We start from the raw sequence: 19,680 nt of genomic DNA, 5'->3' as shown, positions 1-19,680 counted from the left end.
GGATATGTACACCACCAACAAAATACGCCAGCCATGAGGCCGCCATCGCCAGCAAGCCGTCTCCTACAGGTATCGGTGTTCCCCGGGATTGCGTGAAGAACAATAAAAAACCGGCCTTTCAGCCGGTTTTTTTGTTTCACTCAACAGCACTTCGGTCCGGCTTTACTGCCGTAACGGGCCTCTTGGCGTTCGCGGAAGAACGCTTCGTAGTCCATCACCGGTTTGTCCGGGTGTTTGGTCTGCATGTGCTCGACGTAGTTGTCGTAGTCGGGCATGCCGACCATCAGGCGCGCGGCCTGACCGAGGTATTTACCGAGGCGACTCAGGTCATTGAACATGCTGCCCTCCTCGCCTATGCATTCGGCACGGCCTGGAATGGCGCTTCTTTATCCGTACGCTCCTTGCTGCCCCAGGCGGCAATACCGACCTTGAGTGCAAAGAACAGGATGCTGAACACCACGAACAGGAACAGCGCGGTCAGCGTTGCGTTGGTGTAGGCGTTGAAGATCACGTGCTGCATTTGGGTGATGTCCTTGGCCGGGGCCAGCACCTGACCGTTGGCCAGGGCATCGCTGTACTTCTTCGCCAGGGCGAGGAAGCCGATGGCCGGGTTGGCGTCGAACAGCTTGATGAAGCCGGCGGTGGTGGTGCAGATCAGCAGCCACACCGCTGGCAGCAAGGTCACCCAGACATAACGCTGGCGCTTCATCTTGATCAGCACCACGGTGCCGAGCATCAGCGCGATACCGGCCAGCATCTGGTTGGAGATACCGAACAGCGGCCACAGGGTGTTGATGCCGCCCAATGGATCGATCACGCCCTGGTACAGCAGATAACCCCACATGGCCACGCAACCGGCGGTGGCGATCAGGTTGGCGGTCCAGGATTCGGTACGGCGCAGGGCCGGCACGAACGAGCCGAGCAGGTCCTGGAGCATGAAGCGCCCGGCACGGGTACCGGCGTCAACCGCGGTCAGGATGAACAGCGCTTCGAACAGGATCGCGAAGTGGTACCAGAACGCCATGGTGTTCTCGCCCGGCAACACGTGGTGCAGGATCTGCGCGATCCCCACCGCCAGGGTCGGCGCACCACCGGCACGGGCCAGGATGGTGGTTTCACCGATGTCGTGGGCCACCGCTTGCAGGGCTTCCGGGGTAATGGCAAAGCCCCAGCTGCTGACGGTTTGCGCAACGGCAACTGCATCGGTGCCCACCACGGCAGCCGGGCTGTTCATGGCGAAGTACACGCCCGGATCGATCACCGACGCGGCAACCATCGCCATGATGGCCACGAACGATTCCATCAGCATGCCGCCGTAACCGATGTAACGGGCATGCCCTTCACTGGCGAGCAACTTCGGCGTGGTGCCGGAAGCGATCAGCGCATGGAAACCCGACACCGCACCACAGGCGATGGTGATGAACAGGAACGGGAACAGACCGCCCTTCCATACCGGGCCGGTGCCATCGATGAACTGGGTCAGCGCCGGCATTTTCAGCTCGGGCATGGTCACCAGGATGCCGATGGCCAACGCGACGATGGTGCCGATTTTCAGGAAGGTGGAGAGGTAGTCACGCGGCGCCAGGATCAGCCATACCGGCAACACCGCCGCGACAAAACCGTAGCCGATCAGCATCCAGGTGATCTGGATACCGGTAAAGGTAAAGGCCTTGGCCCACACCGGATCCGCGGCAATCTGCCCGCCGAGCCAGATCGAACCGAGCAGCAACACCACGCCGATCACCGAGATCTCACCGATGCGGCCCGGGCGGATGTAGCGCATGTACACGCCCATGAACATCGCGATCGGGATGGTCGCCATCACCGTAAACATGCCCCACGGGCTATCGGCCAGGGCCTTGACGACGATCAGCGCCAGCACCGCGAGGATGATGATCATGATCAGGAAGCAGCCGAACAGCGCGATGGTACCGGGGATGCGGCCCATTTCTTCGCGGACCATGTCGCCCAGGGACCGACCGTTGCGGCGGGTGGACATGAACAGGACCATGAAGTCCTGCACGGCACCGGCCAGCACCACGCCGGCGATCAGCCACAGCGTGCCGGGCAGGTAGCCCATTTGCGCCGCCAGCACCGGCCCGACCAGCGGACCCGCACCGGCGATGGCGGCGAAGTGGTGACCGAATAGGACGTGTTTGTTGGTCGGAACATAGTCCAGACCGTCATTATTGAGCACCGCCGGAGTAGCCCGATTGGGGTCGAGCTGCATCACTTTATTGGCGATGAACAGGCTGTAATAGCGGTAGGCAACGAGGTAGATGGCGACGGCTGCGACTACGATCCACAGGGCGTTGATCGCTTCACCGCGGCGCAGAGCCACGACACTCAGCGCAATCGCTCCCAGGACAGCCACGGCAAACCAGGCGAGGTGTTTAGCCAGACGGGGCATAGAGGGTCTCCTGCCGACAGCCAGTGACTGCGGCGGTAATTTTTATAATTGTGTCCGCGGTGCGGAGCTGGCCCAATATCTGCGCATGCCGTCCACAAATAAATCCGCGTTACTACGTACGTGGCATCTACGTAGTTCTACGTAGACCTGTGGGAGCGGGCTTGCCCGCGATGGGGCCAAAACATTCAACATCTATGTCGGCTGTCAGACCGTCATCGCGGGCAAGCCCGCTCCCACAGGGGTTGCGTTGCAGCTGACTGAGTTCCCGCCATCAGTCATTCCGTCCCGCCGCGCTCCTACAGGGCGTATCTTTGGCATATCATGCCGGCCCCTCGCGCGGGCAGGAGTAACCATGCAGCTCAAACACAAGATCGTCGCCCTCGGGATTCTGCCGCTGGTGCTGGCCATTGCCGTCATCTGTGCGCTGGTGATTTCCCTCAACCGCCAACTGGGCGATCAACAGGCGCAACTGATCCAAGACAGCATTCTGGCGAGCAAGCGCGCGGAACTGAAAAACTACGTGGAAATGGCGCAAAGTCTGATCGCGCCGCTGTACGACGATGGCCACGGCGATGCCCGTGCCCAGCAACGAGTGCTGGAAGAACTGCGCAAACTCAGCTTCGGCATCAACGGCTACTTCTTCGTCTACGACCGCGAAGGCCGCAGCCTGATGCATGCACGGCAGTCGGAGCTGGTGGGGCAATACCTGTGGGACATGAAAGACCCCCACGGCCTGCCGGTGATTCAGGCGCTGCTCAAAAGCGCGCAATCGGGCGAAGGCTTTCAACGCTACGCCTGGAACAAACCTTCCTCCGGCCAGGTCACCGACAAGCTCGCCTACGTGGTGATGCTCGATCGTTGGGGCTGGATGCTCGGCACCGGCATCTACCTTGAGGACGTCGAACGCGCCACCCAGCAGGCCCGTGCCGAAGTGGCCATGGGCATCCGCAAGACCATGATGGCGATTGCCGTGGTTGCCCTCGTCGCGGTGCTGTTCGTCTTCGCCACGGGCATGACCCTCAACGTCAGCGAGCATCGGCTGGCGGACAAAAAACTGCAGCGCCTGACCCAACGCATCGTCAGTCTGCAGGAAGAAGAACGATCGCGGGTGTCCCGCGAGCTGCACGACGGCATCAGCCAGGTGTTGGTCTCGATCAAGTTCCAGTTCGAACTGGCCAGCCATCTGCTGGAAAGCGGACAAGCCCACGACAAGGGCTTGAACACGCTCAGAGACGCCACCGAGCGCCTGGGCGATGCCATCGGTGAAGTCCGCAGCCTCTCCCACGACCTGCGCTCATCCTTGCTCGACACCCTCGGCCTGCCGGCGGCCATCGGCCAATTGGCCGCGGAATTCGAGCAGCGCAGCGGGCTGACCGTGACCTATGACGAAAATGAATTCGACTGCCAACTGGTCGACGGTGCCGCGGTTGCGCTGTTTCGCATCGTGCAGGAAGGCCTGACCAATATCGAACGCCACGCCCGGGCGAAAAACGTGTCCATTACCCTGCGCGGCTGCGAACAATCGGTGCGGCTGACGGTGGTCGATGACGGCATCGGTTTCAACGTTGCCCAGGTCGAACGTCGCCAGGCCGGCATTGGCTTGCGTAACATTCGCGAACGCGTCGAACATTTTGGCGGGCGCTTCGATTTGATCTCGATGCCGGGCAGAAGTGAGCTGGACGTACGGCTGCCAATGAAACCAGACGCATAACGCTGACCCGGCCCAAAACGACAAGAGTGAATAGCTGCGATGAACCTGCCCTCCCCGATCCGCGTCGCCCTGGTCGACGATCACTCCCTGGTCCGCGACGGCATCAAGGCGCTACTGGCCGTGATGTCACCCCTGGAAATGGTCGGCGAAGCGGAAAACGGCGCCGAGGCCATCGAGATGGTCGGGCGCTGCCATCCGGACCTGCTGCTGGTCGACATCAGCCTGCCGGACATGAACGGCCTGGAGCTGACCCGCGTGCTGCGCAGCCAGTACCCGTCGCTCAAGGTGCTGGTGCTGAGCATGTATGACAATTACGAATACGTCAGTGAATCGGTGCGCTCCGGCGCCAGCGGCTACGTGCTCAAGAACGCCCCGTCACGGGAAATCATCGCCGCCATCGAAGCCATCAGCAGCGGCGGCACCTTCTACAGCGCCGAAATCGCCCAGCGACTGATCGCCGACAGGAACACCGACAACGAACTGACCCCGAGGGAAAGCCAGGTGCTGTCGAAGATGGCACAAGGGCTGAACAACAAGGAAATGGCCCGGGAACTGGATATCAGCGTGCGCACCGTGGAGACACACCGCTTGAGCATTCGACGCAAGCTCAACATCGACAAGCCGGCGGCGCTGGTCAAGTACGCCATCGATCACGGCCTTATTTCCCGCTAACACCACGAACCCTGTGTTCACTACAAAAACCTGTGGGAGCGGGCTTGCCCGCGATGGCGTTGGACCAGGCACTATCAGTGTTGAATGACACGCCGCTATCATCGGATCGCTCCCTCTCAAAGATCACCAAATCATCCATTGACTGCATCGATAGTCACCATTGATTCAATGAAGTTCTCTTAAAAAATCTCCGGCGTAACATCTGCTCCATACCAACCCATAAGCACCCCCGGAGCACACGATCATGAAACGCCAGACCCTCCTCAGCATCGCTTTCTCGGTTTTCGCAGTTAACGCTTTTGCCGCTACCTCTGCTCAACCTGTGGTCGCTGAAGGCGGCTCGGATCGTCTGATTGAAAGCCGTGTGGCCGAAGGTGGTTCCGATCGCCTGATCGAGAATCGTGTGGCTGAAGGTGGGTCGGATCGCCTGCTGGAAAAACGTGTTGCCGAAGGTGGCTCTGACAAACTGCTGCAGAATCGCGTCGCTGAGGGCGGTTCCGACAAGCTCCTGCAGAACCGCGTCGCTGAAGGCGGTTCCGACAAGCTGCTGCAGAACCGCGTTGCCGAAGGTGGCTCTGACAAACTGCTGCAAAACCGCGTCGCTGAAGGCGGTTCCGACAAGCTGCTGCAGAACCGCGTTGCCGAAGGTGGCTCTGACAAACTGCTGCAAAACCGCGTTGCCGAAGGCGGTTCGGATCGTCTGATCCAGAATCGCACTGCCTGAACAAGTTGTTCTACCACTGTCCCACAAAAAAACCGGCCTGATCAGCCGGTTTTTTTATGTTGTTCAGCCTGACGGTGCCCTGAAACCCTCAGGCCAGGCTCTCGACAGCCTCACCGCTGCTTGCCCGTTGAGCATCCAGCAGCACATCCAGCGTCGTAAGGAACAGGTCATGGCTCATGATGCCGGTGCATACCGTTGATAGAATCTGATTCCCAGCCTCGTCTTTTAGAGTGACCTTCTCACTCCACACATTTAAATCGACTGAAGAAAGGGTCGACACCGGGACTTTACGTCCGTCAACTTCCAGAAACTCGCGTGTCACAATAATTGTTTGTGTGACGACATTCAGGAAGTCCCCCGCGATTCGCTTGCGCCAGACCTGCCCGGTCGGCACATACTTGAAAGTCGCTACAGCGCCAGACTCAAGCTTGTTCATCACAACCGGCAGACGCTCACGGACGTGCAACTCGCGCACCAGTTGCTGAAAATCCTGAAAGCCTTTCAGCGACTCGATGACGCGGTGAAATGGCTCACTGTCATTACGCCGGTACGCCAGGTTGGTGATCAGGCCGGTGAATGCCGTCTGCCCCGAGCCGAACAGATACAGGTCTTCCATTTCAGCAAACGCCGTAAATTGTTGCCGCTTTCCACTGACAGCAACAATCCCGTGTTCGTAAACCTCATAATGGGTCCCGCGCAACTTCTTCTGCCACGTATAAAGTCCAAACAAGACTGCCGAAATGACAACCAGCAAGCCACTGACGGAATAGATCAGCAACTGCGGGCTGGAACCACGGCTGGTGTTCGCCCCGGAACTGCCCGTCGGCAATATGGTACCCAGGTACAACACAAATCCCGCCAGGCACAACAGGACGATTGCGAAAAACAGCATGAAGACCAGAAAGCCTTTGCCGTGGCGGAAGGTAGAGATCAGTTGACCTGTCACCGTTGGAGCGGGCGTGGATGATTGCTGCATGAGATGGTTACTTCCCTAGTGGTTTATTTTATAAAACGCCGTAATCCAGACGGGCGTTAGTGAAAAAGCGGAAAACGGCAACCGTTGTCCGCCTCGCTGTGCGGGCCATCACGCCCCCAGTCACAGTTCATCTGAACTTAAAACTTGAATTTACAGATCAATCTCTGACTCGTCTTTTAGACCATCAACAAAAGCGGCAAACGAACTTGCAAGCCATCGATAGGCCTTTGCATGATTAGCGGTATAACTGCTATCCGCTTCAAAGGAATCAGTTGCGTAAAAACATACATTGCCATCGGTCAAATCCAGACAGAAAAAGTTGCCACCATCATCAGTTGCAAACGGCAGCAAGGTATTAGGTATCACCTTCTTGGAAACCATCACAGCAAAACAGCCGTTTAAATACTTTGTCTCCGCTGCATCCAATGCACCACTAGCCGCAACTGCTTTAAATTTTTTTACTCGGATAGGCTCATATTCATCACCACTATCCCACCAATCTCTATCTGCAACTCCACCGTTATGAGTTAAATAAAAAGCCTTAAAACTTTCAGGTAACGTATGCCCGATTTCGTCTTCCAGCGACTCTAGATCAGAGCTAGCCACTTCCGGATCGGATTTCGACATCTGCAGTGCACCCATATTTCCCTTCCCCGCCAACAAACCTCTCGCATTCAGCTCCCGTATGTACTCAAGCAATCGAGAAATCCCAATCATCAGTTGAAGCGTCATTTGAAAGCTTCGGAAGCTGACCTACGGGCTTAAACTCCAACTCATAACCCAGAGAAGCAAACGGGACTTTCAGCCCCCTGAAACCACTAATACTCAAATCATACAGGCCACTCTCAACTTCTAGATAATCATTATTTCCCAGACTATCAACACACGTTCCTCTGTAATCTAGAAAAAATTCACTATCCCAATCCAAAAGCGCATTTAAATCAGCAACAACAATCAACCCAGAAACAACTTTCAGCGGAATCCCAGAATAACAAAATCTCTTTACAGCCCCACTTAAGCTTGACTCTTGGCCTGCCCCTTTTAAAAAAATACTGTATTCCATTTCCGGAATTTGATAGAGAGGAAAAATCACTCCTTCTGTTACCGCGCCCCCAACTTCTTCACTATTCAAAAAACAGTCGAACAAGTTATTTGAAGTCACGCCAACACTTATAACAAAATCATTCAACACAACCGGATCAAAAATAACGATCCCAGGCTCAAATATCTCAATTTCTGCTATGTTTTTCATCCACAACCTCCTGCCGACTTCAGATTAACCCCTTTACCGATAGACTAGTTGGCCGTCGAGGTTGAGCTGGTGCAGATGGCCGCTGCCGTAGTACAGAAAACCAAATCCAAATCGTAAAAATGAGTGCCCTAGGAAAACCTACAACCACTCTGAGCATAAAATTTTAAAGAGCTAAACCACCCCAAAACATATCCAGCCAAAAAGCCTCTTCATCCGAAAAACTAATTATTAAGTGTAAATGCCCTCTTTAGCTGAGCAGCATATTTTTTGCTATTAGGAATACGAATAGACTTCAAATAAACATCCAAAAAATCCGGCCTAACACTCAAAATGTAAAATTCGATCAGATGTAAGTTGAGAAAATTTCTGTAGAAAGGCAACTCTTCCAAAATTTTATCGTCTTGCCCGCCTCCCTCTTGCTCATTCTCTGCACCTTTAATAATCGAAAATTTAGCAGCCAAATATTTACAGAAATCCACGTTACGGCTAGCAGCTTCCGATAGCTCCTGTATCGACATATCGGCCAAAACAAGCTTATTAACATCATGCTTGAATAAAATTTCGGAAACCGGTTCATCTCCGACATTAAAACTCATTTCATTCTTTACGTAATCCAAAAGACTACTATATCGGGAACTTTCGACCCAATCTCTAACTGCTGCTACATCTACCATATGTCTAAGCCCTTGAAGATCTTCGAGAAATCGTCGAACACTTACAAAGTGTCCGACGATTTCTCGAGCGCAACGCCCTCTGCACCATCACCCGCAACACATATAACGCAACCTGAAAAAAAACAACTCGCAAGTGGTTAGACTGTTACTCTTCACCATTGTAACGCTTTACAAACCCGTCAAAAACCTGTTCACCATTAAGAATTTTTGCAGACTTATTTTCAAATTCCTCTGCACGATCATCATCTGTGATAGTTACAAACAAAACAGGAGATTGACGATCATTAAAAAATTGAAAAAAGCCCTCATTTTCTTAGCAACAGAAGAGCGTTTATCATCACTAGAAAAACCTGCGACTGAAAGCTCTCAAAATTCTTTGAGGACTCACTCAAAGCAAAAAACTCAATTTCAGCTTCTTACATCATAAAGGCGAGCGCTTCCATTTATCGTCATACCCCAAACTCTCTTTCTTTTTAATTTTCCATTCGCCAGCTTTAAAAACCACAAAAATTCGCGATGTAACCTCCACCCCAACAGTTTGTTGAATCTGATAAATGACTTCATCGTCGCTAACAGAAACAACCTCTATGACGTCAGACTGTGGATCATACGTGGGAGGATTCGTACAACCCAAATCTATCAAGCGGCCATAATTACTTTTATCTTTCAAAGCAAATTTTTGCAGTACTTTTTCCAACTTATCGCCAAAGCGAGTTTTTATAGCGGGATCATCCCTGCCTTCGGCTAGATTTACTTTTCGAACATTGAAGAACTCTACTTCCCAAGAGTTCATATCGACCATAAATTCATTAACAACCTTTAACGCTTGCAGTGTGCGATTTTTATCAGTCATATCAATTCCCAAAAATTCCTTCGAGTATTTTACTACCCTGACGGTAAACATCATAGGTTATCGATGTTGGTCGCGTTCCACCGTTGCCATAGATAAAATTCAACTCAACATCTACAGCACCTTTCTTTTTTACCGCGTTAGCAACGGCCGACTCAAAGTCTCTAAACTGCCCGCGATTTATGCCTTTTAACTGTGGAAAAACTCCATCCTTCCCTCCAGCACCACCAAGTAGCTTACCGATTATATGCCCGGCATCATCGTCTGAATTACCCAGTAATCTGGCCCAAGCCCGGGATGACGCATTAGTCGCAGTACCCGTTCCCAAATCTTTTGGAGTAATAGTGGCTGTTGCTTTTAGTGGCTGCCCTCCGCCCCCTCTCTTGACGCTAGTAGTAACACACCATCCTAGAGGATCAATCCACCCGTTTGTGTTGGGAGCATAACCATACAAATTACTACCACCCAACAGCCCAATCGGATCCTGCGTAACAAACCGCCCCACCTCCGGATCGTAATACCGAAACGTGTTGTAGTGCAGCCCCGTCTCGTCGTCGAAATACTGCCCCTGAAACCGCAGGTTCTGCTCGACTTCATTGACCGCCAGCGTTTCCACCGCCCCCCACGCCTTGTACGTCGCCTGCCAGACAATCCGCCCCTCTCGGTCCGTCATCTCCAGCGGCGTACCAATCTGGTCGGTATGGAAGTAATAGAGCTGCTGCTCTTCACCTTCCGCCTGATCGACCCGCGCCAGCGGCGCATAACTGCCCGGCTCATAGAGGTACAGACGGCTCTGCCCCGGACGCTCTTCGCGCAGCATGCGCAGGCCCTGCCAGAGGAAACGCTTCTGCTCGGCCTGACCGTTGACTTCTGAAACCTTGGCCACACGCCGGCCCAGGCTGTCGTACCGATACGCACCGGTACTTTCCAGCTTGCCATCGACCAGCGTCTCGGCCCGCACCAGGCGATTTTCACAGTCATACCCAAACGTCTGCAGCGTGCCCAGGCCGCTGCGCTTTTCAATCAGGTTGCCCCACGCATCGTAGGCATACTCCTGGTCGCGCCAGCGCTTGAGGCGGTTGTCCTTGACGTGGTCAAACTGGCTGGTGTTGAAATTCAGCCGGTTCGCCGCGGCGTCGTAGCGGAATTCTTCGCTGTCGAGCAACTGGCCGGTGTCGCGGCTGTGCAGCTGGCCGTTGGCTTCGTATTGGTACTTGATCTCGCCGCGCAGTTTGTCGAGGGTGCGGGTCAGTTCGCCGGCCGGGTCGTACTGGTGGCGGCGGTGGATCGGGTTATAGGCGTGTTCCACCAGCAGGTCGGGCTGGATGCCGGGGTTGTGGATTTTCGAGAGCTTTTCCGCCGGCAGGCGCGAGGCGAACTGCCAGCTCTTGCGGCCCAGGGCGTCGTAGCCGAAGCAGCTGGTGAGCGCGCCCTGGGTGCGCAGGACTTCGCGGTGCAGGTCGTCGCGCTCGATGTCGCTGATCAGCTGGCCGTCGAGGTTGAGCTGGTGCAGGTGGCCGCTGCCGTAATACAGGTGATTGAGGTGCTGGCCGGTGGGCAACGTCAGGGTGGTGAGGTTGCTCAGTGAGTCGTAGTCGTAGGACAGGTTGCCTTGCGCCGTGGTCTCCTGGACCAGGCGGCCGAGCCGGTCGTAGGAGAATTCGAGCGTTTCCTCGCTAACACCCAGTTGCTTGCCCTGCGCGGTCGGCTGGCGCTGGATCGACAGCAAGCGGTCGCCGTCGTCATACACGTAGTCCTGACGGGCATCGCCATTGAGCTTGGCCAGCAACCGGCCAATGCGATCGCGCTCGAATTCGGTGCGGCGCTGTGGCCGTTCGCCGCGCTCGCCGTAGCCAATTTCGTCGACTTGGGTCAGGTGCCCGCCGAGGCTGTAGCTGAAGCGCCGGGTCAGGTTGTCGATGCGTTTTTCTTCGATCAGCCGGTCGGACGCGTCGTAGGCAAACTGGTACGCCGCGTTGTTTTCGTTGATCAGTGCGGTCAGGCGAATCGCCGGGTCGTATTCGTAGCGGATGCGCTGGCCCTTGGCGTCCTGACGGCTGCCCGGCAAGCCCCGGGCGGTGCGCAGCAGGCGCGTGGTCTGGCCCTTGCCGTCGGTATGGCTGATCACCTGGCCGAGGGCGTTGTAGGTGAACGATTCGCTGCTGCCGTCCGGATGATGGATGCGCAGCACTTCGCCGTCGGGCTTGCGTTCCAGCGAGGTGGTCTGGCCCAGCGCGTCGGTGACGGCGACCAGGTGCTGGCGTTCATCGAAACGGTAGGTGGTGTTTTTACCCGAGCAATCCTGGAAGCGCTCGACCTGGGCCAGGGTGTTCCACCACAGGTATTTGGACTTGCGGGTCGCATCGATGATGGTGTGCGGCAGGCCGTCGTCGCCGTTGAGGTATTCGGTGGTGTGACCGAGGGCGTCGACTTCGGCGATGAGGTTGCCCTTGTCGTCGTAGCGGGCTTGCCAGGTGCTGCCGTCGGGGTAGTCCACCTGGGTGACCAGCGGGGTCAGGTGGTGATAGCGGTATTTGATCGCGCGCCCGAGCGGGTCGGTCTCTTCGAGCAGGCGCGAGTATTCGTCGTACTTGAGCGTGACCCTGTTGCCGTCGGGCAACGTCAAGCCGGTCATGTTGCCGGTGTCATCGAGGTCGATGACGTAGTGCTCGCCGCCGAAGTCGCGGCTGGCGGTGACGCGATGATCGGCGTTGTAGTGAAGCTCGGCTTCGCGCCCGAGCCCGTCGGTGACCCGCGTGGTGCGCGCCTTGACGTCGTAGCGGAACTGGTAACGCTCGCCATCGCTGGTCCAGTGCTCCACTACCCGTTGCCGGCCGTCGATGGGTTCCCAGCGGTAGTTGCAGGTCAGGCCCAGGGCGTTGCTGTGGCTGGCCATCACGCCGTCGCTGTAGCTGAAACGGCGCAGCGAATCGCCGTTGCGGTTGATCACTTCAGCGAGCTGGCCGTTGTCGTCGTAACGGTACTGCACCAGGGTTTCAACGGCCTCGTTGTCGACCACGCGCCTGACGTCGGTCAGGCGGCCCAGCGGGTTGTCGTAATGCAGGTGCACCCGCACGCCACCGGTGGCGCTGATGTCGGTGAGCGTACCCTCGGCGCTGCGGGTGAAATGCAGGAAGTGGCCCAGGGCGTTTTCGATGCGCTGCAGCGGTACCGGGACATTGTCGTCCGCGACTTCGCCGAAGTAGAAAAAGCTGTTGTCGAGGGTTTGCAGCAGGTAGTGACCGCCCTCGGTGCAGACCAGATACACCTGTTCATGGGGGTTGTAGATGCGCTCCCCCGGCTGCACGTCCACGAACGGAACGCTGCGCCCCTGATTGTCGGTGAGGTAAACGAAGGAGCCACGGCGGCGCAGGCTTTGCTCCCAGGGCAGGACCCAGCCCTTGCCGAGGACGCTGTCGATGCTCAGGTCGCTGGCATAGAAGCGCGACCATTGGATCGGCATCAGCCCCGGCAGGCTGAAGTCGGTTTCGTCGGTAATGACCTTGCGCCCGGTGGTGGCGTCGACGGGGTTGCCGATCAGACCACCCACCGCACGTTCGATGGCCGGCCCCACGACGTAACGCGCGGCCACCTCACCAGCGACGAACCCGGCGGTGAACTTCAGCGCGCAGGGCATGATGGCCTTCATGCCGGCCTGGGTCCCGGCCTTGATCAGTTGCGCGATACCACCCGCTGCACCGGCGACCGCCATCAGGATGTCGACCGTGGTGCGCAGCCAACCAGGAATCTCGTCGTCCACCGGCAGGTAGCGATAGGTGCCGCCCCCAATGAAGACATTCCACGAGCCGCTGGAGAGTGTCGCGCCGCAGGTCAGCTTGTCGCCCTTGCGCGCGGCCGCCGTGCCGTTGATGAAGACGTTGGTCGAACCCTCGGCGACCTTTACCGGGCCGGGATGCTTGTCGCAGGCGCCCGTGCTTTTTTCGACATGGGCAGCCTTGCGGCTGTTGATGAAGACGTTGGGCGACGCGGCGACGATGGTCCCCGCGGGTGAAGAAAACAGACTGCCTATCTTCTCCCCGGCCGCGGTGAGCAGGCTACCTCCGACGCCTGCGGCCAAACCCGCCAACAAGGCTACGCCAAACCCGCAGGTGAACGTCGCGATCGCCACCGTGGCGACCAGCGCGATGCCCAGCGCCGCGCCGATGAGAAACCCGCCCAGGGCGCTGGTGTGCGACAGTTCATCGCCAAACCTTGCGGCTTCGAACATGGCCGTTACTCCTGTGCGCTGGAGTCGGTCTTGGGGCCGCCGGGCTGGCGAGGCTGAAAGCTGGCCAGCAGGTCAATCCAGTTCTGGTTCTGCTCGCTGCTGAAGTCAGCCTGGGCTGTGGTGGAAAAAATGATCGCGCGTCCAGGCTCGATCAGAAACGCCGCCTGGCGCTGATAGAAAGGTCGGCCATCAGTCATGTAGTACGCATCGATCTGCACGCCTTCAATCGGCGCCGTGGTCGACAATGCAACGGCCTTCTTGCCCAGCAGCGTGTAGCCGCGCAGCCTGGACGCGAGCATCTTGATCTGACGCTCGACGTAGGCCTTGAGTACCTCGCCGGGCAGCAATGCGTCCCGGGAAATGGTGATGCTCAATGGCGCTGGAATACTCGCCCCCAACACAAACATGTTGACCGTGCGGTCCTGGAAACCTTGCGGCAACGTGATGCTGCCTTCCTGCAACTCATAATCCATTTTGGGTAACTTCCTTGATTCAAAAAAATCAGGTGTTCAGCGGACGGCAAGGCCGTCGAGCATGCCGTCAAAATCAGCCAGCCAGAGACTGAGTGCGGGCCGGGCGGGATCAATCTCGCAAGCGATACTCAGCCATTGCCCATCGTCACGCCCGGCGACAGGCACGAGGGCACCCACCAGCCGCGCGTGGCGATCGGCGTGACCGGACTTGAAATGCACATCCACGGCCTTCGCCGCACTGCCGGCCACGCTGACATCACGTTGGCGGATGATGCGCAGGTCCGGATGCTCCTGGTGAAGCGCCTGCATCGCGGCCTCGAAATGCTGCTCCAGGGTCTGCCCCTGTTGCACGTCAAGACGCCTGATCATCAGGCTGACCGGCTCGCCCTGGTACTCGAGGGTGGTCTGGACCTCGCGAAAATTGAACCCCGTCGGGAATGCCAGGTTGAAACCGCCGAAAGTGAAACTGCTGGGCGTGTCTTGCAGCGCCACCACAGGCTCGGGTTCCGGCACGGGCTCAGGCTGGACGATGAGCGCGTTCTGCTGCGCAAGGCGTTCGGCTTCCTCCCGCGCAATACGCTTTTCGGAAATACGATCGTAGAGACTGACTCTGGTCATGGCGCCGTTACCTCAATCATTGACCCTGACCTCGGAACCGGTGATCTGGGTCGTGCCGGTGCTGACCGTGTTGATCGTCTTGCCTTTGATCTCGATGCCATCCGGGGTGAGCGTAATGCTGCTGTCCCCCACCTGAAGAATGATGTGCTGATTGGCACTGACCTGAATGAACTGGTTGTCGACCTGAATCGTCAGCGAGCCTTCCTGGACATTCATCACCGTATCTTTCTTGATGGTCTCGGTGTGCGTGCCACCGACGGTGATCGTGCGGTTGCTGCCGACACTGTGGGTCTCGTCGACCTCGATCTCGGTGTCCATGTTGCGCTCGGCGTGCATGATGATCTGCTCGGCACCGGCCTTGTCTTCGAAGCGGAAGAAGTTTGCCGTACCACCGTTGCCCTTCATCGACCGCGTCAGAAACCCGCTCTGCGTCTTGTTCGCCGGCAACGACCACGGCGGGGTGTTCTGGCTGTTGTAGAGGCTGCCCATGACCAGCGGGCGGTCTGGGTTGCCGTCGAGGAACACCACCACGACTTCATCACCCACACGGGGAATCTGGATGCTGCCGAAGCCGCCACTGGCGCCGGACTGCGCGACACGCACCCAGCAGGAACTCTTGTCGTTGAACTCGCCGTAGCGGTCCCAGTGGAACTGCACTTTTACCCGGCCCAGTTCGTCGGTGTAGATCTCCTCGCCCCGTGGACCAACAACGATGGCAGTTTGTGGGCCACTGATCAAAGCGCGCGGCGTACTCATCGGAGGTTTGAACGGGATCTTGCGGCGGATACAAATAAATTGGTTTTGGTAGAACGCCTCTCCGCCACCGGTATAATTATTACGCCCAAAGTGTTTCACGCTCAAAAGCAGAAACTGCCGATCCTCTTCCTTTCCCTTGTCATGATCGTAATGTTGGGTCAGTTCGAAATAGTAACCAGGCTGCATCGCACGACAGTTACTTTTGCCATTAAAGGTTTTGCCCTGTACCTCCATCGCCTCCAGACGATTACGCGCAATTTGCTGCCCATGTTCTGGATCCGAGTAGCCGTACAGCCCCTCATACTCAAATACCTCGTATTGCCCTACATCGCCCTGCTTGGCGATGGTTTGAAGTTGCACCTCGTTTGGGTAATTAGGTTGTTTGTAATCAAAAGACTTCAATGACAGCCGTGTCGAGTGGAGAGTGCGCTGTGACGACCACTCGGTAATGGAGTCAGAGTCTTCAGTGACTGAGGCCGCGTGGAAGCGGATAATCGGCTGACCAGGTAACGGCTCAAAATTAAGGCTTTCATCAAAAATGACCATGCAATGATCATCTTTACTGTGCTCAAAATTAAAAAACAGGCCTTCCTGCTGCAAGAGTCTAAGTACAAAATTCAGGTCAGACTCTTGATACTGCGTGCAATAGCTGACGGGCTTTAAAGGTTTACTTAATCTAAACTCATAGCTTGCCAAGCTGAGGTAATAAGAAAAAACCTCTTTAATGATCCCTTCAACGGTTTTATCTTGAAAAATCCGCGAATCACGACGTCGACTCAATATCCACAGCCAAGGCACAACCATGGCCGCGTAGTTGGCGACACCGCCGTTAGCACCAACATGATTAAAGTGCGAACAATGACCATTAATTATTCTTGTGCCACCATCGGCCAAGGTTATTTCCATGGTAACTTTCTTGCCGATCAACTTTTTTAGTTCTATCGTTGCATCGGTGGACAAGAGTTGCAACTCATACTCGAACAGGATCGAAAGCCCCTCCTCACCAACAAAACTATCCAGGAGCAGTTCCTGTTCGGGTGGCAACGGGGAATCGAAGGTGATGAGCCGATTATGCTGGGCGGAAATCTGCCCGATGAGTTCCGATATCATGCGTTGCATCCTGCAAAAATTGGCCTGAAGCCCGCGATGGAAACCTCTTGAAAGTTCTTTGTCAAGGCAATGAAACACTTCGGAATGATGGCAATTCGCCTGTTTGATTTTATTTTTCCGTCAGTGCACCCTGCGCCACAGGAGCTTGCCACGTAAGGCGAGTAGACAGGCAAACAGGGAGTTCGTCATGAGTTTGAGTGAGACACAACTCAAGCAGCTAGACCGAGACATGGACAATAATCAACGCGAAATGGTCGTCCTGAGCATGGACGACGCAAACGCGATGATGGCAGAACGCAATGCCTTCTCAAGTCCCAGCACACAGTCACCGCAAATTTGTTACCGAACGCAACCGGGCATGCTGGATGGTCTTTGGGGAGGCACTCAATCCATCTACAACGCAACCGTACATCCGTTCGTCAATACTACCTGGGGAGTGCCCGCTGCCTTGGGCGCTTACGATGCGTACAACATCAGTCGTTTGCTCAGCGATATTGGCGGGTTTGGAACCAAGATTCGGATCTTGATTAAAAACGGAAAGCAATATGTCGTTTTGACGGGATATCCGGGGCTGCGGAACCGCTTGAAAGGGACTCGTTATGGGATCCGAAATGCTCAATTGGTTGAAGTAGGAATAGGCAAATATGGCATTCGAGGATCCTCGATAAAAGGTTTTAAACTTTCCTGCTATGTTGCGGTTGGCATTGAAGTATTGGAATGGGTATTTAATGACGAGGCCGTTCTTTCGGACCTGTTTGCGGGTGTTGGCGTTGAATTGATTAAAGCAGGGATTGCGACTGCGATTGGTTATGGAATTGCATTAGCAGTAGGAACATTACTTACCACAGCAGCACTCCCTGCAATATTTGGCGCCATCTTTGTATTCGTCGTCGGCTACCACCTAAACGAGCTCGACAATAAATACAACATTAAAAACAGCGTAAAGACTGGCTTGCGATACGCTGTAGAAAACATTCGCTATCTCGGCGAACAAGCGACAAAAATCAGCACAAAAGACTTACAGATTTACACAGAAAAGTTCGCCGCCAGCATAATACAAGAGCTGATTGATGAGGCTTACGACGAAACCAAATCTTGGATCCTCAAAAAAATTCAGCCAGGTCAACTACCACACCCTAGCTGGCCAAACCTTCCAGAACTACCAAGCTTTCACAAATTCAAGCTTCCTAATATCTAGGCTTACCATGAATAACAAAGCAAGTACGTCTTGGCATACCATGCCACTATTAAAGTTTAGACTGATCGCACTGCTGGTTATTTTATCCTCAGTAGTTGCCGGAGTTTTCTCTGTGCACTGGCTTTGGGAAGACATGTTACCTATTTACGGGCGCATCTATCGAAACGCTCCGGTTGTAGAAACTCCCTACTTGGTTTTCTGCCTACTGATGGCGCCGCCTGCCCTATTGCTTGGAATCATAGGCGCTTCAATTGCGGCGTGGACGGGGAAAAAATTTGACCCACCAAGTAACTCATTTCTACACAGATTCTCAGCACTAATGATGTACCTCTCGGTCAAGACAATAATTTATATTGTGCCAGCCATTATGATCCTGACCACGCTTACGTTGCTTAACAGAGGCTACACCCCTTGCCCAAAGCTGCTTATCTCTGGGTCAGCTTGGCAGCTGTTTTGGGTAAACGACAAAAACGCCTGTTTCAAGCCCACTCGTTACATCAATGATCATTGGCCTTGTAAAATGATCGGCAATCAGGAAGTGTGCATTCAGGTGGACGGAAGATAAACGGTATAAGGAAAATTCATATGAAAGGGAATGACGCTAGCGGCGCACAAGGCAAGCAGAATAATACAAAACTGTTTCAACACAGCCAGCCAACACAATGAAAGCGCCAGATCAGCTAGTCCACTTCCCCTAGATATACTAATTCTTTGGCACCATGAACAATAATTCACAATATTCGACTCCAGCAATATCTTCGCTGGCCTTCAGACTTCGAGCTTTGTCACTTGTTTTTATCATGGTCCTGATGGGTGTGTTTTCATTGTATTGGCTTTGGGAACACGTGCTACCGATTTACGGGCGCATCTACCGAAACGCTCCCGTTGTAGAGACTCCCTATTTAGCGTTCTGTTTACTGATGGCGCCGCCAGCCGTTTTGCTCACGATCATAGGAGCTTCCATTGCTGTGTGGACGGGAAAAAAATTTGATCCACCAAATAACTCATTCTTACACAGATTCTCAGCACTAATGATGTATCTCTCAGTCAAGACAATAATTTATATTGTGCCCATCATCATCATCATCATCATCATCATCATCATCATCATCATCATGATGACCACACTTACGTTGCTTAACAGAGGCTACACCCCTTGCCCAAAGCTGCTTATCTCTGGGTCAGCCTGGCAGTTGTTTTGGGTAAACGACAAAAATGCCTGCTTCAAGCCCACTCGTTACATCAATGATCATTGGCCTTGTAAAATGATCGGCAATCAGGAAGTGTGCATACAGGTGGACGGAAGATAAACGGCTTGAGGAAGATCCAGATGACAGGGGATGATACGAGCGGCGAAAAAAGCGACCAGGATCATAAAACACTCATTCAACACAGACAGTCAATTGAATGATGGTCCAATAGTTGATAATCCACTCCTACAAGGCACACTACTTTTGTCAGACATGAAGAATAAATCGTCGCCCCCAGTTCAACCCATGTCTCCGCTAAGCTTCAGATTGCTTGCAGTAACCTTCGTTTTTTGTATGATCCTGACCGGCGCTTTTTCAATGTATTGGCTTTGGGATGATGTGTTGCCAATCTATGGACGCATCTACCGAAACGCTCCTGTTGTAGAGACTCCCTATCTTGCATTTTGTCTATTGATGGCGCCGCCAGCCGTATTGCTCACAATCGTAGGAGCCTCCTTTTCGGCGTGGACTGGCAAAAAATTTGATCCACACAGCAACTCCTTTTTACACCGTTTCTCAACATTAATGATGTACATTTCCGTCAAAACAATAATTTATATTGTGCCCGCCATTATGATCCTGACCACGCTTACGTTGCTCTACAAAGACTATACCCCTTGCCCAAAACTACTGAGATCAGGTTCGGCATGGCATTTATTCTGGGTTAACGATGAAAGAGCATGCTTTAAACCTACTCGCTACATCAATGATAACTGGCCATGCAAAATGATTGGAAAACAGGAAGTCTGCATACAAGTCGATGGGCGATAACTCATCA

Annotated in this window: 18 protein-coding genes; 7 read left to right on the top strand and 11 right to left on the bottom strand. The window is 54.6% G+C overall.

Annotation, left to right across the window (positions count from 1 at the left end; translation table 11 throughout):
* Positions 1–140: 140 nt before the first annotated feature.
* Both PMI31_RS18425 and PMI31_RS18420 read right to left on the bottom strand, forming a co-directional pair.
* Complete coding sequence (locus tag PMI31_RS18425) at positions 141–338, bottom strand: YbdD/YjiX family protein (RefSeq protein WP_007976534.1); 198 nt, start codon at positions 336–338, stop codon at positions 141–143.
* Between the two features lie 14 nt (positions 339–352).
* Complete coding sequence (locus PMI31_RS18420; protein ID WP_008019763.1) at positions 353–2,410, bottom strand: carbon starvation CstA family protein; 2,058 nt, start codon at positions 2,408–2,410, stop codon at positions 353–355.
* A gap of 352 nt (positions 2,411–2,762) precedes the next feature.
* Between PMI31_RS18420 and PMI31_RS18415 the strand changes: the two genes are divergently transcribed.
* The 3 genes from PMI31_RS18415 to PMI31_RS18405 all read left to right on the top strand — a co-directional run bounded on the left by PMI31_RS18415 (position 2,763) and on the right by PMI31_RS18405 (position 5,517).
* Positions 2,763–4,121 (top strand): cache domain-containing protein, encoded by a 1,359-nt coding sequence (locus PMI31_RS18415; protein ID WP_008019762.1) that lies wholly within the window; start codon positions 2,763–2,765, stop codon positions 4,119–4,121.
* A gap of 39 nt (positions 4,122–4,160) precedes the next feature.
* On the top strand, positions 4,161–4,793 hold the full coding sequence (locus tag PMI31_RS18410) for a response regulator (protein WP_008019760.1): 633 nt from the start codon (positions 4,161–4,163) through the stop codon (positions 4,791–4,793).
* Positions 4,794–5,037: 244 nt separating this feature from the next.
* Positions 5,038–5,517, top strand: coding sequence for a hypothetical protein (locus PMI31_RS18405; protein ID WP_008019758.1), 480 nt, complete (start codon positions 5,038–5,040; stop codon positions 5,515–5,517).
* A gap of 88 nt (positions 5,518–5,605) precedes the next feature.
* Here PMI31_RS18405 and PMI31_RS18400 read toward each other — a convergent pair whose 3' ends face one another.
* From PMI31_RS18400 to PMI31_RS18365, 9 genes are all read right to left on the bottom strand, one after another.
* Positions 5,606–6,493, bottom strand: a complete 888-nt coding sequence (locus PMI31_RS18400) for a hypothetical protein (RefSeq protein WP_008019757.1) — start codon at positions 6,491–6,493, stop codon at positions 5,606–5,608.
* A gap of 150 nt (positions 6,494–6,643) precedes the next feature.
* Positions 6,644–7,225 (bottom strand): SMI1/KNR4 family protein, encoded by a 582-nt coding sequence (locus PMI31_RS30105; protein WP_238539300.1) that lies wholly within the window; start codon positions 7,223–7,225, stop codon positions 6,644–6,646.
* The gene (locus PMI31_RS18395; protein ID WP_008019755.1) at positions 7,185–7,745 is read right to left on the bottom strand and encodes a hypothetical protein; all 561 of its coding nucleotides are present in this window, start codon (positions 7,743–7,745) and stop codon (positions 7,185–7,187) included. The genes PMI31_RS30105 and PMI31_RS18395 overlap by 41 nt, the downstream gene beginning before the upstream one ends.
* Before the next feature lie 221 nt (positions 7,746–7,966).
* Positions 7,967–8,341, bottom strand: coding sequence for a hypothetical protein (locus PMI31_RS18390; RefSeq protein ID WP_052037657.1), 375 nt, complete (start codon positions 8,339–8,341; stop codon positions 7,967–7,969).
* Between the two features lie 499 nt (positions 8,342–8,840).
* Positions 8,841–9,272 carry an NTF2 fold immunity protein gene (locus tag PMI31_RS18385; protein WP_081500326.1) on the bottom strand — a complete coding sequence of 144 codons (432 nt, stop codon included), beginning with the start codon at positions 9,270–9,272 and terminating at the stop codon, positions 8,841–8,843.
* Between the two features lies 1 nt (position 9,273).
* The gene (locus PMI31_RS18380) at positions 9,274–13,497 is read right to left on the bottom strand and encodes an RHS repeat-associated core domain-containing protein (RefSeq protein WP_008019752.1); all 4,224 of its coding nucleotides are present in this window, start codon (positions 13,495–13,497) and stop codon (positions 9,274–9,276) included.
* A gap of 5 nt (positions 13,498–13,502) precedes the next feature.
* Positions 13,503–13,970: a DcrB-related protein gene (locus PMI31_RS18375; RefSeq protein WP_008019751.1), complete on the bottom strand. Its 468-nt coding sequence runs from the start codon at positions 13,968–13,970 to the stop codon at positions 13,503–13,505.
* 36 nt (positions 13,971–14,006) lie between these two features.
* Complete coding sequence (locus PMI31_RS18370; protein ID WP_008019750.1) at positions 14,007–14,588, bottom strand: DcrB-related protein; 582 nt, start codon at positions 14,586–14,588, stop codon at positions 14,007–14,009.
* A 12-nt stretch (positions 14,589–14,600) separates the two neighbouring features.
* Entirely contained in the window at positions 14,601–16,454 is a 1,854-nt protein-coding gene (locus PMI31_RS18365; RefSeq protein WP_008019749.1) for a type VI secretion system Vgr family protein, read from the bottom strand.
* A gap of 187 nt (positions 16,455–16,641) precedes the next feature.
* Between PMI31_RS18365 and PMI31_RS18360 the strand changes: the two genes are divergently transcribed.
* From PMI31_RS18360 to PMI31_RS30100, 4 genes are all read left to right on the top strand, one after another.
* The gene (locus PMI31_RS18360) at positions 16,642–17,652 is read left to right on the top strand and encodes a hypothetical protein (protein WP_008019748.1); all 1,011 of its coding nucleotides are present in this window, start codon (positions 16,642–16,644) and stop codon (positions 17,650–17,652) included.
* Positions 17,653–17,659: 7 nt separating this feature from the next.
* A complete protein-coding gene (locus PMI31_RS18355; protein ID WP_238539299.1) occupies positions 17,660–18,217 on the top strand; it encodes a hypothetical protein in 558 nt (185 codons plus the stop codon).
* A 154-nt stretch (positions 18,218–18,371) separates the two neighbouring features.
* Positions 18,372–18,962 (top strand): hypothetical protein, encoded by a 591-nt coding sequence (locus tag PMI31_RS18350; protein WP_052037656.1) that lies wholly within the window; start codon positions 18,372–18,374, stop codon positions 18,960–18,962.
* Positions 18,963–19,148: 186 nt separating this feature from the next.
* A complete protein-coding gene (locus tag PMI31_RS30100; protein ID WP_157213288.1) occupies positions 19,149–19,673 on the top strand; it encodes a hypothetical protein in 525 nt (174 codons plus the stop codon).
* Positions 19,674–19,680 lie beyond the last annotated feature (7 nt).

Origin of the sequence: Pseudomonas sp. GM55, from assembly GCF_000282395.1 — a bacterium.
GTDB classification, from domain to species: Bacteria; Pseudomonadota; Gammaproteobacteria; order Pseudomonadales; family Pseudomonadaceae; genus Aquipseudomonas; species Aquipseudomonas fluorescens_CC.
This window is presented reverse-complemented; position numbering and strand designations above follow the sequence as displayed.